The sequence below is a fragment of the Aeromonas sp. 55A genome (genome assembly GCF_051919665.1).
Lineage (GTDB): Bacteria > Pseudomonadota > Gammaproteobacteria > Enterobacterales > Aeromonadaceae > Aeromonas > Aeromonas veronii.
In genome coordinates, this window is sequence record NZ_JBQBEH010000008.1 from 3,068,133 (window position 1) to 3,083,363 (window position 15,231).

11 protein-coding genes are annotated in these 15,231 nt (G+C 60.4%); 1 reads left to right on the forward strand and 10 read right to left on the reverse strand.

Features of this window, described 5'->3' with window-relative positions; genetic code table 11:
• Positions 1–56: 56 nt before the first annotated feature.
• From ACTG2G_RS18265 to ACTG2G_RS18290, 6 genes are all read right to left on the reverse strand, one after another.
• A complete protein-coding gene (locus tag ACTG2G_RS18265) occupies positions 57–3,167 on the reverse strand; it encodes an efflux RND transporter permease subunit (RefSeq protein ID WP_421309561.1) in 3,111 nt (1,036 codons plus the stop codon).
• Between the two features lie 9 nt (positions 3,168–3,176).
• Positions 3,177–4,334 (reverse strand): efflux RND transporter periplasmic adaptor subunit, encoded by a 1,158-nt coding sequence (locus ACTG2G_RS18270; RefSeq protein ID WP_421205504.1) that lies wholly within the window; start codon positions 4,332–4,334, stop codon positions 3,177–3,179.
• A 370-nt stretch (positions 4,335–4,704) separates the two neighbouring features.
• Positions 4,705–5,511, reverse strand: a complete 807-nt coding sequence (xthA, locus tag ACTG2G_RS18275) for an exodeoxyribonuclease III (RefSeq protein WP_005353222.1) — start codon at positions 5,509–5,511, stop codon at positions 4,705–4,707.
• 115 nt (positions 5,512–5,626) lie between these two features.
• The gene (locus ACTG2G_RS18280; RefSeq protein ID WP_005353221.1) at positions 5,627–6,589 is read right to left on the reverse strand and encodes an ion channel; all 963 of its coding nucleotides are present in this window, start codon (positions 6,587–6,589) and stop codon (positions 5,627–5,629) included.
• 66 nt (positions 6,590–6,655) lie between these two features.
• A complete protein-coding gene (locus ACTG2G_RS18285) occupies positions 6,656–8,302 on the reverse strand; it encodes a tetratricopeptide repeat protein (RefSeq protein ID WP_421386095.1) in 1,647 nt (548 codons plus the stop codon).
• A gap of 159 nt (positions 8,303–8,461) precedes the next feature.
• Positions 8,462–9,508 carry an FAD:protein FMN transferase gene (locus tag ACTG2G_RS18290; RefSeq protein ID WP_421386096.1) on the reverse strand — a complete coding sequence of 349 codons (1,047 nt, stop codon included), beginning with the start codon at positions 9,506–9,508 and terminating at the stop codon, positions 8,462–8,464.
• Positions 9,509–9,843: 335 nt separating this feature from the next.
• Between ACTG2G_RS18290 and azu the strand changes: the two genes are divergently transcribed.
• On the forward strand, positions 9,844–10,284 hold the full coding sequence (azu, locus tag ACTG2G_RS18295) for an azurin (RefSeq protein ID WP_227343020.1): 441 nt from the start codon (positions 9,844–9,846) through the stop codon (positions 10,282–10,284).
• A gap of 114 nt (positions 10,285–10,398) precedes the next feature.
• Here the strand turns inward: azu and ACTG2G_RS18300 are convergent, their stop codons facing one another.
• From ACTG2G_RS18300 to ACTG2G_RS18315, 4 genes are all read right to left on the reverse strand, one after another.
• Complete coding sequence (locus ACTG2G_RS18300) at positions 10,399–10,956, reverse strand: HutD family protein (RefSeq protein ID WP_421386097.1); 558 nt, start codon at positions 10,954–10,956, stop codon at positions 10,399–10,401.
• Between the two features lie 84 nt (positions 10,957–11,040).
• On the reverse strand, positions 11,041–11,700 hold the full coding sequence (locus ACTG2G_RS18305) for a YceH family protein (protein ID WP_266135122.1): 660 nt from the start codon (positions 11,698–11,700) through the stop codon (positions 11,041–11,043).
• 138 nt (positions 11,701–11,838) lie between these two features.
• Positions 11,839–13,977 (reverse strand): diguanylate cyclase domain-containing protein, encoded by a 2,139-nt coding sequence (locus ACTG2G_RS18310; protein ID WP_439985719.1) that lies wholly within the window; start codon positions 13,975–13,977, stop codon positions 11,839–11,841.
• Positions 13,974–15,167, reverse strand: a complete 1,194-nt coding sequence (locus tag ACTG2G_RS18315) for a sugar ABC transporter substrate-binding protein (RefSeq protein ID WP_368221398.1) — start codon at positions 15,165–15,167, stop codon at positions 13,974–13,976. The genes ACTG2G_RS18310 and ACTG2G_RS18315 overlap by 4 nt, the downstream gene beginning before the upstream one ends.
• Positions 15,168–15,231 lie beyond the last annotated feature (64 nt).

Here is a 15,231-nt window from a genome sequence, read left to right on the forward strand (position 1 = left end):
AATACCCCCGCACGGGCGGGGGTAGTTTGTTATCGGTGGCACGCCCGTGGAGAGCGTTACGGCTTGGCGCGTTTTTCCGACCCTTTCATGATGAGGCGGAAGAAGAGCGGGATAAAGAAGATGGCGATAAAAGTGGCGGCCAGCATGCCGCCGATGACCGGCCAGCCGAGAGCGTGACGGCTTGCGGCACCGGCGCCGCTGGAGGTGACCAGCGGCACACAGCCGAGGATGAAGGCCAGCGAGGTCATCACGATGGGGCGAAAACGCAGGCGCGCCGCCTCCAGTGCCGACTCGATGAGGCTCATCCCCTCCTCGTGCTTCATCACCGCGAATTCCACAATCAGTATGGCGTTCTTGGCGGCAAGGCCCACCAGGGTCACCAGCCCGATCTGGAAGTAGACGTTGTTGGTGAGTCCTACCAGCCAGGTGGCCAGCAGGGCGCCGAACAGGGCGAACGGTACGGCTGTGATCACCGCAAACGGCAGGCTCCAGCGTTCGTACTGGGCTGCCAGGATGAGGAAGATCATCACAATACCGAAGCCGAACGCCATGCCTGCGCTACCGGCAGAGGCCTTCTCCTGATAGGCGGAACCGGTCCACTCCAGCTTGGCATCGTTGCCAAGGGTGCTGTTGGCCACCTCTTCCAGTGCGGCGATCGCCTGACCCGAACTGTAGCCGGGTGCCGGCTGTGCCATGATCTTGGCTGCCTGGAAGATGTTGAAACGCTCTACCAGCTCGGGGCCAGTGGCATCACGGACCGTCACCAGGCTGCTGAGCGGGATCATCTCGCCGGTGTTGGAGCGCACGTAGACGTTGCGGATATCGCTCTTCTTGGCGCGGTAGTCCGCTTCGGACTGCAACTGTACCCGGTAGGTTCGGCCAAACTGGTTGAAGTCGTTGACATAGACCTGACCGAAGGTGGCCTGCATGGTGTCGAACACCGCATTGATCGGTAGCCCCAGCGCCTTGGCTTTCTCGCGATCCAGGTCGAGATAGACCTGCGGCACATTGGCACGGAATGTGGATGTGACACTGGCAAACTCGGGGCGCTCCTTGGCGGCGGCGAGGAAGCGCTGTACTTCGCCCGAAAACTCCTGGGCACTGCCGGAACCCCGGTTTTGCAGGTAGCCTTCCAGTCCGCCGGTGGTGGACATCCCCTGGATGGGGGGCGGGTTGAAGGAGGCAACAAAGCCGTCAGCCAGCCCCATCAGGCTCATCCCCTGCAGGGTTTTGGCCAGCTCGAAGGAGTCCTGGCCTGTCCCCTTGCGCTCGCTCCAGTCCTTCAGGGTAATGAAGGTGAGACCGCTGTTGCTGATGATGGCGTTGGAGAGGATGTCGAAGCCCGAGAAGGTGATCACATCCTTCACATTGGGATTGGCCATGGCGAGCTTGTCGAACTGATCCGCCACTGCCTGTGTCCGGCTCATGGCGGCGGCATCCGGCAGCATGACGGCGGAGATAAGGTAGCCCTGATCTTCGTTCGGTACCAGCTCGCCCGGCACTTTCAGGAAGAGACCGTAGATGGAGAGCAGCAGTACGGCGATGATGGCAAAAGCGACCCCCACCCGACGGTTCAGGAAGGCCACACCCCGTACATAGCCGCGGGTCAGCTGGTCAAATTTATCGTTGAACCAGACGAAGAAACGGGCCGGTTTGTGATGTCCCTCTTTGAGCAACACGGCGCACAAGGCCGGAGAGAGAGTCAGAGCCACCAGACCGGAGATGGCCACCGAGACCGCGACCGTGATGGCGAACTGCTTGTACATCACCCCTGTCATGCCCCCCATAAAGGCGACCGGCAGGAACACGGCGCAAAGCACCAGCACGATGGCGACCACCGGACCTGAGACCTCCTGCATGGCGAGGATGGCAGCCTCTTTGGGCGAACATTTCTTCTCGCTCATGATCCGCTCGACGTTCTCGAGCACCACGATGGCGTCATCCACCACGATACCGATGGCGAGCACCATACCGAACAGGGTCAGCAGGTTGATGGAGAAACCGAGCACCAGCATGCCGGCGAAGGTCCCGATGAGCGACACTGGCACCGCGATACAGGGGATCAGGGTGGCGCGGAAGTTCTGCAGGAACAGGTAGACTACCACGAACACCAGCACGATCGCCTCGAACAGGGTGTGTACCACCTCTTCGATGGAGATCTTCACAAACTCTGTGGTGTCGTAGGGGATCTGGTACTCGATATCCTGCGGAAAGCGCTCCTTGAGCCGCTCCATGGTGGTGTGCACCGCATCGGCGACTGCTACGGCGTTGGCACCGGGCTGCAGATAGGTAGCGATACCGATGGCCGGTTTGCCGTTGGCGCGGGCCACCAGATCATAATCCTTGCCCCCCAGCTCGACCCGGGCGACATCGCGGACCCGGATCTTGGAGCCATCGGGCATGGAGCGAACTATGATGTTCTGGAACTCTTTCACATCTTCAAGGCGACCCTTGGTCTGCACCGTGTAGGTGAAGTCGATGGGGGTCGAGGTGGGCTGAGCGCCGATCTTGCCTGCCGCAAACTGGGTGTTCTGCTCGCGGATGGCGCTAATCACATCACTCGGGGTGAGTTCGAGCTGGGCCAGTCGATCCGGCCGCAACCAGATGCGCATCGCATAGTCGGTACCGCCAAACAGAGTGGTATCACCGATGCCGGGAATCCGCTTGAGCTCGTCGATGATGTTGAGCAGGGCATAGTTTGACAGATAGGTGGTATCAAACGAGCCGTTCGGCGACTGGAGGGTGACCACCTGCAGGATGGAGGTCGATTTCTTCTTGACCGTTACCCCCTGCTTTTTCACCTCTTCCGGCAGCTGGGCCATGGCGGCCGATACCCGGTTGTTGACGTTGATGGTGGCCTGATCCGGATCTGTGCCGATCTCGAAGTAGACGTTGAGGTTCATCTGGCCGTTGGAGGCCGAACCCGATTGCATATAGATCATCCGCTCGACGCCGTTGATCTGCTGTTCCAGCGGTGCGGCGACAGTCTGGGAGATCACCTCCGGAGTGGCCCCCGGATAGAAAGCGGTCACCGAGACCACCGGCGGGGTGATCTGGGGATATTGCTCGATGGGAAGCGAGCGCATTGCCGCCAATCCGCCCAGCACGATAATGATGGAAATCACGCTGGCGAAGATGGGACGCTCGATAAAAAACCTGGAAAACATACGAGCTCCTTACTTGGCCGCTGAGTGGCTGACCATCTTGGCGGTGATGGCTTTCATCTCGTCGGCAGAGACAGGTTTCACCACGCTGCCGGGGCGAGCCTTCATCAAGCCTTCGACGATGTAACGGTCACCGGCATTGAGGCCGCTGTCGATCAGCACCCCCTCGGAGACCACCGGGCCCAGTTTGACCGGACGGGGGATCACCTTGTTCTCGGCATCGACCACCATCACCATGCGGTCAGCCTGGGACTGGACGATAGCGCGGGGCGGCACCACTATGGCATTCTTGCGGGTGCCCAGATCGATGGTCATACGGACAAACTGGCCGGGCAGCAGCACGCCGTCCTTGTTATCGAAGATGGCGCGGGCACGGATGGTGCCGGTCTGGGGATCGACCCGGTTGTCGGAGAAGTTGAGCTTGCCCGCTTGTGGGTAGACAGAACCATCGGCCAGGCGGATATGGGTGCGCCAGTTGGTGGCGTCCTTGGCTTCAATGGTCCCTCTCTTGACCGAGTTCTCGAAATCGAGGCGATCCTGCTCCGAGTAGGAGAAGTTGACGTAGAGCGGATCAAACTGGGTGATGGTAGTGAGCAGGCCGTTGTCGCCACTGGTGGAGATAAGGCTCCCCTCGGACTGGGAGCTCTTGCTCGCCATGCCGTTGATGGGGGCAGTGACCTTGGTATAGCTGAGGTTGAGCTCGGCCTCCTTCACCTTGGCCTGAGCGGCCTGATGGCTGGCGATGGCCGCTTCATAGTTGGCGATGGTGTCGTCATAGTCCTTGCGGCTTACCACCTGGCGCTTGAAGAGGGGAATGATGCGATCCCGATCGGCGCGTGCCTTGTTGAGTCTGGCCTGCTCCTGGGCCAGGGTGCCTTTGGCCTGCTCCAGCGCCACCTTGTAGGGCTCGGGGTCGATCAGGAACAGTTGCTGGCCGGCGGTAACCGGTTGGCCTTCCACATAAGTGCGCTTGAGCAGGATGCCACTGACCCGGGAGCGCACATCGATCTCGCGAAAGCCGGCAGTTTCGCCCACCATCTCGGTGGTGAGCGGCACATCGGTCAGGGTCGCCTCGTTGACTACCACGGGCACGGCCGGCATGGTTTGCGCCGTCTGGTTTGTTTCCCCGCCACAGCCGGCCAGTGCACCGGCCAGCGTCAGAGCGAGCATCCCCTGTTTGAATAATCCTGCTCTGGTGTTTGGCTCCATCATCATTTCACTCCTGTTGGCCCGATTGCGGCCATCATGCACACCTTTTTTTTCGGCTGACGTGATTAACTTCATGATTACAAATTAACTCATTGGATTATTGAAGTTTTTCAATCATAGAGCATGAACATTGAACCCAAGCTGCTTGATCGAAAAAGTTCTCTCTGTTCTTCACAACAGAAGCCGTTCTGCTGCTGAAAAATGGAGTAAAGAGTATCATATGAGAACGAGATTGCCGACAGGATAGTGCTTACGATGACAATAGCCAGGAGGAAAAAAAGGGGGGGAGTATTGTGGCGGGCGAGAGGAGCCCTCGCCCGCACTCAATCAATCAGGCGAAGCAGGCCCAGATGGGAGCGTGGTCGGAGGGTTTCTCGATGCCGCGCAGCTCATAGTCGATACCTGTCTCGGTCACGCTGTCCTTGAGGGCGTCGGAGGCCATGATGAGGTCGATGCGCAGGCCGCGGTTCTCGTCAAAGCCCTTGGAGCGGTAGTCAAACCAGGAGAAACGCTCGCACTCGGTGGGGTTGGCGGCGCGGAAGGTGTCGGTCAGGCCAAACCCTTTCAGGCGCTCCATCCATTCGCGCTCGATGGGCAGGAAGGAGCACTTGCCATCCCGCAGCCAGCGTTTGCGGTTCGCCTCGCCGATGCCGATGTCGAGATCGGTGGGGGAGATATTCATATCCCCGATCAGCACCAGTTGGTCATCCGGGGTGTGGTTGGTCTCCAGATAGTGCTGCAGATCCTCGTAGAACTTCTGCTTGGCCGGGAACTTGGTCTCGTGATCCTGACTTTCACCCTGCGGGAAGTAGCCGTTCATCACCTTGATGAGGGAGCCATCTTCGCGCTCGAAGGTGGCCATGATCATCCGGCGCTGGGCCTCTTCGTCGTCGGTGGGGAAGCCTTTCTCCACCTTGACCGGCTTCTGCTTGCTCATGATGGCGACCCCGTAGTGGGCCTTCTGGCCGTGAAACTCTACGTGATAGCCCATGGCCTCCACATCGGCCAGCGGGAAGGCTTCATCGTGCACCTTGATCTCCTGCAGGCCGATCACATCGGGCTGGTGCTTGTCGATGATGGCTTGCAGCTGGTGCAGGCGGGCGCGCAGGCCGTTGATATTGAAAGAGATGATCTTCATGTCCGGGATGCTCATGTCATTTTTATAAGTGGCTATTGGACTAGGAATCGGCGGTGGATGCAAGTTCGGGGCGCGGGTCAGCACCAGTGGCCGACCCGCTTGGCAGGGAGAGGCGTCAGCGGGTCATCTTTTTGACGAATACCACCACAAACAGCGCCAGCGTGAAGCTGCCGGTAAAGGCTTCAAAGGCGGCGAAGATCCTGGAGAGACCGACCGGAGTGAAGTCGCCGTACCCCAATGTGGTGAAGGTGACCACGCTGTAGTAGAGGCATTCGAGCAGGAAGATGGCATTTTGCTCGAGCGGGGCACCGGGTTGGTAGATGAGGTGCTCGCCCTGAAAATGCAGTCCGCAGAAGAAGTAAAAAATGCTGCAGATAAAGATGAGCAGCAACGAGAAGAGCACCACCCGCATCGGGGCCTCGCCATAGCCGCAGAAGAGATCGACCACCCAGGAGGTAAAACGCTGGGTCGACCAGAACGGCAGTTGCAGGCGGCGCATGGTGAGCTCCTGCTGGATATAGTTGCCGGACATGGTGAAGATCCCCTGTGCCTCGGAGGCTTTGCGCAGATCCCGGTAGGTCTCTTCTGCCTCCTTGAACCAGATGCGCGCCTGTTTGGGATCCCGTTCGCGGCGCCCCTTGCGATCCTGCATCACCCGTTTGCCGGTCTGCATGTTGTCGAGCCGGGTGTTGTGCCAGCGGATGCCGAGCAGGTTGACGTCATCGAGGGTGGCGCACTGGAGGTTGGCATCACTGAGATCGGCCTTCATCAGGCTGCCGCCCTTCATGCGCAGGCCGTAGAGGTGACCACCGCGCAGGTTGGCGCGATAGAGGTTGCACTGCTCCAGCAAAAATCCCTGATCGGACTCCTTGTTGACCAGATTGAGGCCCGCCAGATTGGCCCGTGACAGCTGCAGGCCGTGGCAGAGTCCGCCAGCGCGAACGTACTGTTCAAGCGCCTCGGCGGTGTGGGCTTCCTGATGGGTATGGTGGGGATCATGCCAGTGGCAGAGATCGTGCTCGCCAGCCTCTTCACTGCAGTGGCGGCCATCGGCCACCAGATAACGACACATCGCCATCTTCGTTTCCCTCGCATTGCCGAACTGGTTTCAGCATAGGCGGGGAAAAGGGGGCACGGCGGCGTCTTAGCTGAACTGGTTGAACTCCTGGCGCAGCTTGCGAAAACGCTCCTGCTGGGCCGGGTTGAGGGGGATGCCGTCGAGCACCTCCAGGGTCTCCTTGCATTCGGCACCAAACTCCGGGCTCTTGCGGTTTTTCTGCATCAGTTGCAGCAACACCTGGATCTTGTTGAGGGCGGCACCGGTATTGGCGGGCGCGCGGCGCAGGGCCTCGCGGAAGTGACCGAGTGCCTGTTCAAGCTCCCCGGCCTGATAGGCCTTGATCCCCAGATCGTTGAGCTGCTGGTAGCGCTGACGCCGCTCCAGTACCGTCTTGTCATCCCGGGTTGCCTGAATACAGGTGGTGAGCAGCCGGTCTTCGTCCTCCGCCAGCAGGCTCTGCAGGCTCTCGGCGTACTCAAACTCGCCGAGCTGATAGAGAGCGAGGATGGTTTCGCCAAGCAGGGCGGGGGGCATGGTGGCCGGTTCGTCGAGCCAGTTCTGGTTGGCGCGATAGAGCATCTTCTTGCCCTTGAGCAGCTCGCCCAGCGCGATCTGTACCCGAGCCTGACAGATCTGCTCGAACACCGGGTAGTTGAACTCCGACATCATCAACGAATCGCGGATGCGCGACAGGGCAGAATTGACCTGCTTTTGCAGGTTGGCGATGTGGTAGCTGTCGTTGCTGTTGAGGGCGTAGAGGGTCAGGGTCTGGATATAGGCCCCCAGATAATGGGGCGTGCGGTGGATGGAGTTGCGCGACAGGTCGATCAGCGACATCAGCACATCCTTGGCCTGGGCGTAGTCGTGGCGCTGCAGGCACACCTCCGCCAGCCGACGGGAGAGTTGCACCGACTGGGGGGAGATATCCACCGCCCGTCTGAGCTCCTGCTGCGCCTGCTCGTCATTGCCAAGGGCCAGCAGGGATTCCGCCAGCCAGAGGTGAGCCTCCACCATCAACGGGGTATTTTTGAGGGTCGCCTGCAGATGGCTGACCGCCTCTTCGTGGAGCCCCAGGGTGTTGCAGGCCTTGCCCAGCGTCAGGCGGGCCCAGCTGTTCTCCTGCCCTGCCAGCAGCTGGCGCATCAGGGAGCGCGCCTCCTGCGCCTGACCCAGCTTGAGGTGGGTATCGGCCTGCAGGCAGCGGCAGTAGTTGGCAAAACGGGGCACCGCATCGGCCCGCTCGGCACAGGCGGTAATGAGAGCCTGGAAGTTGTTGTCGGCCAGGGCGGTGAATACCGGTGCCAGGGCATGACGCCGGGCGAGGGCGCGTCTGAGGCGAAACGAGAACTGCTCCTGGGAGAAGGGCTTCATCAGGTACTCGTCGGGCTCGGCCTCCAGCGCACTCAGCACCATGGCGCGGGAGCTGTCGCTGCTCACCATTATCACCACGCTCTGGGGCGGGATCAGGCTCTGGTCACGCAGACTCTCCAGCAACTGGCGGCCATTTTCGCCGACCCCCAGATCGTAATCGATGAGATAGATGTCGAAGCTGCCCTTCTGGCAGCGACGCCGTGCATCCTCGGCGGTATTGGAGTAGGTGATGTTGCTGATACCCAGATTGATCAGCATCGCCTTCATCATCACCTGAAACGAGCGCTGCTCATTGACCATCAGAATGCGTTGGGGCTTGGCAGGGCTCTTCTTTTCTGACGCGTTTTCCGGTGTCTGCATTGTTCTGGGTCGAGGCGCTACGGGCTGATGGGAGAAAGTGTGCCACCAAAGCGCCCGAAGAGGCAATTGGCCAAGTTGTCGATTGCGAACCATCTCCGTTTGTCCGCCTTTTGTCCGCGCTCAGTGAAAGAAAAAGGCCCTGTTGCCAGGGCCTTGAACTCACCGTTTTTTCTCTGCCAGATAGGGAGCAAATTGCGGCGTGTACTCGGCCTTGAACCCCTGTTCTGTCTTGATGATGAGATAGACCGCCAGCTGGTGCTGTTTGGCAAATGCCATCCCCGCTTCAGGCCCCATCACCAGCAGCGCGGTATCGAGGGCATCGGCCTTCAGTGCGGTCGGGGTGATGACGCTGGCGGAGACCAGCTTGTGGGTGACCGGCTGGCCGGTGGCGGGGTCGATGATATGGGAGTAACGCTGGCCATCCAGCTCGTAGTAGTTGCGATAGCTGCCTGCAGTGCTGAGCGCCATGCCGTTGGGGATGACGATATCGGAAAACGCTCCCGGCTGATCGGAGGGTTCGACGATGGCCACTTTCCATGGCGAGCCCTTGCTGTTGTTGCCCTTGCTGCGCACCGCACCGGCCACTTCGATCAGGTAGTTGTGTACCCCCTTGCCCTCGAGCAGGGCGGCGATTTCATCCGATGCCGCCCCTTCGCCGAGAGTAGAGAGGTCGAGATAGAGATCCGGGATCGTTTTTTCGAGCAGGAAGTGATCACCCTGCGAGGTCAGGGTCAGCTTGTCGATCCCCACCTTGTGGCGGGCGGCGGCGATGGCCGCCTCATCGGGCCGCTTGACCGGCCGTTTGTCCGGGCCAAAGCCCCACAGATTGACCAGAGGCCCCACGGTCACATCCAGCTTGCCGTCGGTCAGCTTACCGGCATCCATCCCCTGCTGGACTATGATGGCCATGGCGGGCGGGATGGCAAACGGGGTGTTGGCGGGCCCCTGATTGAAACGGGAGATGAGCGAGCCCGGATCGTAGGTGGAGATCTCCTTGTTCATCCGGGCCAGCAGGCTCTCTACATCGCTTTTGAGGGCGGGCTCCCCACCGGGGTAGCTATCGCTCAGGGTCACCACATAGTAGGTGCCCATGGTCTTGCCCTGAATTCGGGTCTGGGCAGGCGGGGTGGGCTGGCAGCCGGCCAGCGCCAGCAGCAGGGTTAGCAGCAGGCCGCGCAGGGCCGCCACGGGGGTTATCGCAATCATCCGGCGCTCTCATCTGGAGAAGGTTCATATCGGGGCGCTAGCTTAGCCAAGGGGCGCCCTTCGGGCGAGCCCTGATGGGGGTAATCGGAGGGGAAAGGGCAGAAAAAATTAAACAGTTTTGAACCTGTGGCGGGAGCGGGTCGTATCGTCCATCCGTGAGGGAGAGAGTGGCGAGTAGAGCACCGTCTGGTGACCTAGCCCGCAGCTTTGGCCAAAAACCATCGCCGATTGAAAACAATTGAGTAAAATGAAGGTCGATTTAGACGGCATCTTTGCGAAGCGTTCACCGCATCCGCCAAGTCGTTGCCATCCATTGCCAATCAAAGGAGAAGATGATGAAAAAGGCGATTACCCTGCTGTTTCTGAGTACTCTGGCTGCCCCGGTTCTGGCGGATGAGTGTGCACTGGTCATCGAAGGCAATGATGCCATGCAGTACAACCTCAAAGAGATGAGCGTTCCGGCCACCTGCAAAGAGGTGACGGTCACTCTGAACCATACCGGCAAGCTGCCTGTGACCGCCATGGGCCATAACTGGGTGCTGTCCAGCACCGCAGACTATCAGACTGTGGCGACGGCGGGGATGAGCGCCGGGGCCGAGAACGGCTATCTGCCCAAGGATGATCCCCGCGTGCTGGCGCATACCAAGCTGATCGGCGGTGGCGAGAGCAGCAGCGTCACCTTCAAGACCGACGGTCTGGCGGGCAAGGATCTCACCTTCTTCTGCTCCTTCCCCGGCCACTTCGCCATGATGAAGGGCTCCTTCAAGGTCAACTAAGGTGCTGAGCGGCATCGAGCCGGTTGCCTCAATAGAAAAAGCCGGGATTTCCCGGCTTTTTCATATCTGTCGCTTGTTGTGGCGTGGCATGACTGCGCACAGCCGACTTTCGCGTTATTTGGCCTGCAGGGTAAAGAAGGCGATGGTGGTCTTCTTCTGGCATTCGAAGTGAATGCTCTCTTCACCGGTCACCACCAGCGTCTCGTTGATGGCCACCTCTTTGCCCTGCACGGTCAGCTGGCCGCTCAGCAGGTGACAGAGGTAGGTCTTCCCTGGCTCGAGGGTCAGGGTCAGCGGGAAGGGGAGGTTCAGCACCCGCACGTTGGCGCTGATGCGAGCCGGATGGTAGATAAGCCCCAGATCGGTCACCTCTTTTTTCAGCAACTCGCAGTGGATCTCCTCGTCGCCGCTAAAATGCGCCGCCTCGAAGGTGGCGTAGGGGTGGCCGTTGAGCACAAAGCCAGCCCCGCTTACCGGCAGCAAAATGCGCTGATAGCCGGGAAAGGGGGAGAAGGGGCCCGCGCTCTTGATGGGTGCCGAGCTCAGTCGATAGTCAAAGTCGAGTTTGGCAAGGCTGCTCCCCTTGGGGGAGATGAGGATCTGGCTGGTTGTGCCCTGCTGGTTTTTCCAGGGCATCTTCTGGTGGTCAGACTCTTTAATCAGGGTGATCACGGGCACTTCCTCACGATAAAAAACGCAGGGAGCCGGGGACATCAACCCCGGCTCCCTGATAGAGATTGGCGATGGTAAAGGCGATCAGCCCTGACCATCCAGTGCGGCCAGCCGCGCTTCCATGGCGGCGAGACGGCTCTTGAGATCGCTCACCTCCTGCTCCAGCTCGCTCAGGCGGTCGGCGGTAGGGGAGGCATAGGCAGCCGCAGGGGCAGCATCCATCATCGCCTGAATATCCACCTCACCGCTAAACAGGTGGGCGTAGCGGGATTCGCGCTTGCCCGGCTCGCGTGGCAGCTTGACCACGTAGGGGCCACGCTCGATGAGCTGGGTCAGCACCGCATCCACTTCGGTGACATCATCGAAGCTGCAGAGGCGGTTGGTGCGCGAGCGCAGCTCCCCCGGGGTTTGCGGGCCGCGCAGCAGCAGTTCGCAGACGATGCCGAGCTCCTGGGCACTGAATTTCAGCTCGCCAAATTCGGTGTTACAGAATCTGTGCTGATAGCGGGGCACCCGGGCGTTGAAGCCTGCAGTGTTGACCACCAGCCGCTTGCGGATCAGCTCGTCCACCACGGCGCGGATATCGAGCTCGGAGAGCTCCAGCACCGGCTCGCGGTTGCTCTTCTGGTTGCAGGCGTTGACCAGTGCATTAAGGGAGAGGGGATATTGATCCGGGGTGCAGATCTCTTTTTCAATCAGACAGCCGATGACGCGGGCTTCCAGTGGGCCAAGTACTAACTCCATTTCCTACTCCCTTCCAAATCGAGACATCAAGAGCCCCTATCTTAGTCATGGTCCGCGCCGCGTCTAGCGTTGCGCGCCATTTTTGCGAGCTGATCAGGGCGTTGGCGAAAGGCTCGCCAACGCCAGAGGTCTCCGCTTTTAGCGCTGCCCCTGATAGAAGCGCGCCTTGTCGGCATACATGGCGTCATCCGCCACCCGGCTCAGCTCCGCCAGCGGGGTCTGGTCGCTGCTGCTCCAGCCGATGGCAAAACGCAGCGGGAAGCTATGCTCCCCATGTTGCACGATGGCGTGCTGCTGGCTTGCCTCCAACCTGCCTGCCAGCTGCTGGCAGGCGAGGTGATCCGCCTCTGCCAGCAGCACGAATTCGTCTCCTCCCATTCTGAATATGCTCTCATTCTGTCGGCACAGCGTGCGCAGTAGTCGTGCCATCTGGATCAGCAGGGCGTCGCCCGCCTCGTGCCCATACTGGTCGTTGGTGCGCTTGAGGCCGTTGAGGTCGAGCATGAAGAGGGCGAGGTGACGCTCCGGATGGCGCGCCAGCACAGCCTGATAGTGATGGAACATCTCTTCGAACGCCTGGCGGTTGGGCAGGCCGGTGAGGTTGTCGGTGCGGGCGACCCGTGCCAGTTCATCGGTAAAGAGTCGCCCCTCGATGCCCACTGCCAGTTGCTTGGCAAACAGCCGCAAGATAGCCCTGTCCTCCGACTCCAGCCCTTCGGCGCTCACCATCAGATAGCCAAACAGCACGCCACTCTGGCTGCCGGGCAGGGTCATGATCTTCCAGAGTGCGTTATCCCACTGGCATTCGGAGTGTTTGACCTCCTCATCCATCAGTTGGGTCAGCTTCTCCTGCAGGGCATCCCGCAAGGGAGCATCGACCCCCTGGGTCAGGGAGTAGTGGGGCTGGCCATCGCGGCGGATCACCAGCCCCCAGCGGTGACCGGGATAGAGCTGGGAGAGCTGCAACAGGGCGGAGCTAGCCAGCTCGGCGATATCCACATCCAGCTGCTGGTGCAGACCGAACTGCAGCCAGGATTGCAGCACATGGCGGCTGCGCTCCTCCCGGCTCAGGGCCGAGCGCAGGGCGGTCGTTTGCGAGGCAACCTCTTGCTCCAGTTCGTCGTTGAAGCCGAGCAGCCGCTGGTTGAAGGCCTCTTTCTCGCTATTGGCCTGCTGCAGCTGTTCATTTTGTTGATAGAGCGCCCGCACCTGATCCGAGATGGTGCTGGCCATCTCCTGTAGCAACTGGCGCACCTCGTCGTACTCCACAAAGCGCAGCGGCGCCTGCCGTTGCTGGTAATTGCCCTTGCCATAGCTGCGCACCAGCGCGGCCAGCGAGCGCAGCGGTCGGGTTAGCCAGCGGGTGAGCCAGACGCAGCCGATGGCCACCAGCAGCAACATGACGGCGATGCTGACGGTCAGCAGCTGTTGGGATTTGTTGAGCTCGCTGACCCTGTCATTGCTGTAGCTGTAGAGGGTGATGGTGGGGGTGATCTCCTGCTCCAGCTGGGGCCAGCCAATGGCCAGGGGCTGCGCCAACTTGCTTGGCTCCCTGTCATCCATGGCGTTGGCGCTCTGGTGAGCCCCTTCGTAGAGACGGTTCTCGCCCTGGGAGATCACCAGATATTCGCTCCCCTTGAGATAGGGTTCCAGCAACTGGGCCATCTGCCGCCAGGGGAGAATGGCCATCACGAAGCCGGAAGGGGTCTGCATCACCCCTGCTCGCTGGTGGTTGCGATAGATGGGGGCTACCAGCGCCAGCCCGCCGCTGCGGTTTTGCTCCATGTCGTCGACCAGCACGGGATCATCGACGGGCAGCAGCAGATGCTTGCCCTGTTTCGCCTCGCGGGTCTTGCCCCAGGCCATCAGCTGCGGCATCAGGTTGCTCGATTCGAGGTGGGAGGCCTGGCCATTGATGTACTCCACCACCAGCCCCTTGTCATCGATGAGGTAGGCCGAGGTGAGCAGGCTGTTGGACTTGATGAAGGTGGCCAGTGCCAGCCGGGCATGGCTGGAGAAGAGGAAGTTGTCGAGGGCCTGATGGAGCACCCGATCCTGACTGAGCTGATTGATCTGGGTGCCGATCAGCTCGCTGCGAAAGCGGGCTTCGCGGGTCATGCTGGTGAGGGCCCGCTCCAGCTGTGACTGCTCGCTCTGGGCGATGATCTGGTGCTGGCGGATCAGCAGTACAGTGCTGGCCAGCAGTGCCGGCAGCAAGGCGACGGTGAACAGGATGATGATGAGGGTCGGGCCGAGCCGAAAGGTGCGATGTTTCATGGTGTTTTGACCTGCCGGTACTGCTGATCGGCCAGCTGCTGCATATAACGGGCGGTGTCGGCGGCACTGATCCCCTCTTTAAAGCGCTCGAACCCTTTCTCCATCGCTTGCCAGGCGATGGACATGGCGCTGTCGGAGGGCATGGGGGTACTGAGGGTGAACTGCTCCAGCAGCACTTTTTCCTGAGGCGTGGGACGGCGGCTGATGGCGGTAAAAGCCTGCTGATTGACCGGCAGCAACGCCCCCTGATGATAGATGAACTGCTGAATATCCTGACGCTGGATAAAGGCCATCAGTGCCTTGATAACGGGTTGCCGATCCTCATCATCCATCGCCCAGCGGGAGGCTCCCATCACGTAGGCGCCGCTCATGGAGTGCATGGAATGGCTTTGCCAGCGGGGCAGCAGGGCGACACCCAGCTTATCCCCCATATTCTTCACCAGATCATTGAACGCCCAGTCCCCATTGATGAGGTAGGCGCTCTTGCCCTCATTGAAGCGGGAGAGGGCGGTGTCATAGTCGCACTCGGGATCGACCCACTGTTCGCTGGCGACGGTGCGATAGGCCTCCAGCGCCTGCACCATGGCCGGGCTGTCGAGGGTGATGCGCCCTTCGGTCACCGGCGAGCCGCCAAAGGTGTGTAAAAAGGCGGCGAAGTAGTACATGTCGTGATAGGGCCAGCTGACGGGGTAGACCCCCTTGGCCTTGAGGGCCGGGGTGATAGCAGTCAGTTGCTGCCATTGGGTCACCGGAGTCGAGATCAGCGCCTTGTTGTAAAACAGCATCAGATGGTTGCCCTGCATCATGGGCATGCCCCAGCGTTGCCTATCCAGGGTGACATAACGCAAGGCACTGGCCATCAATGAGGGGGAAAACCACTCGGCCGGGAGGGGAGCGAGGGTCATCTGGCGATAGAGGCCGATAAAATCGGAGGGGATTAGCATCAGGTCGGGCAGCCCCCTGGCCTGAGCTGCCAGCAGGAGATCCGCCTTGATCTTGCCCGGCTCAATCTGGGTGACCCGTACTCTGTGGTTCCCCTCCTGATTGAAGCGGGCGATCACGTCGTCGATCACGTAACCGGCTTGCTGGGAGTGCCACAGCTCCAGTTCAGGCTCCTGGGCCTGCAGGGGGTGGCTCAATGCGAACAGGCAAAGCAGCAAGAGATGATAAAAAGATAGTTTTCCGCTCATGTTATCATCACCGTTATTCCCTGAATTCCAAGGGAAAAATGTAACAAACTACCGGCAAGATCGG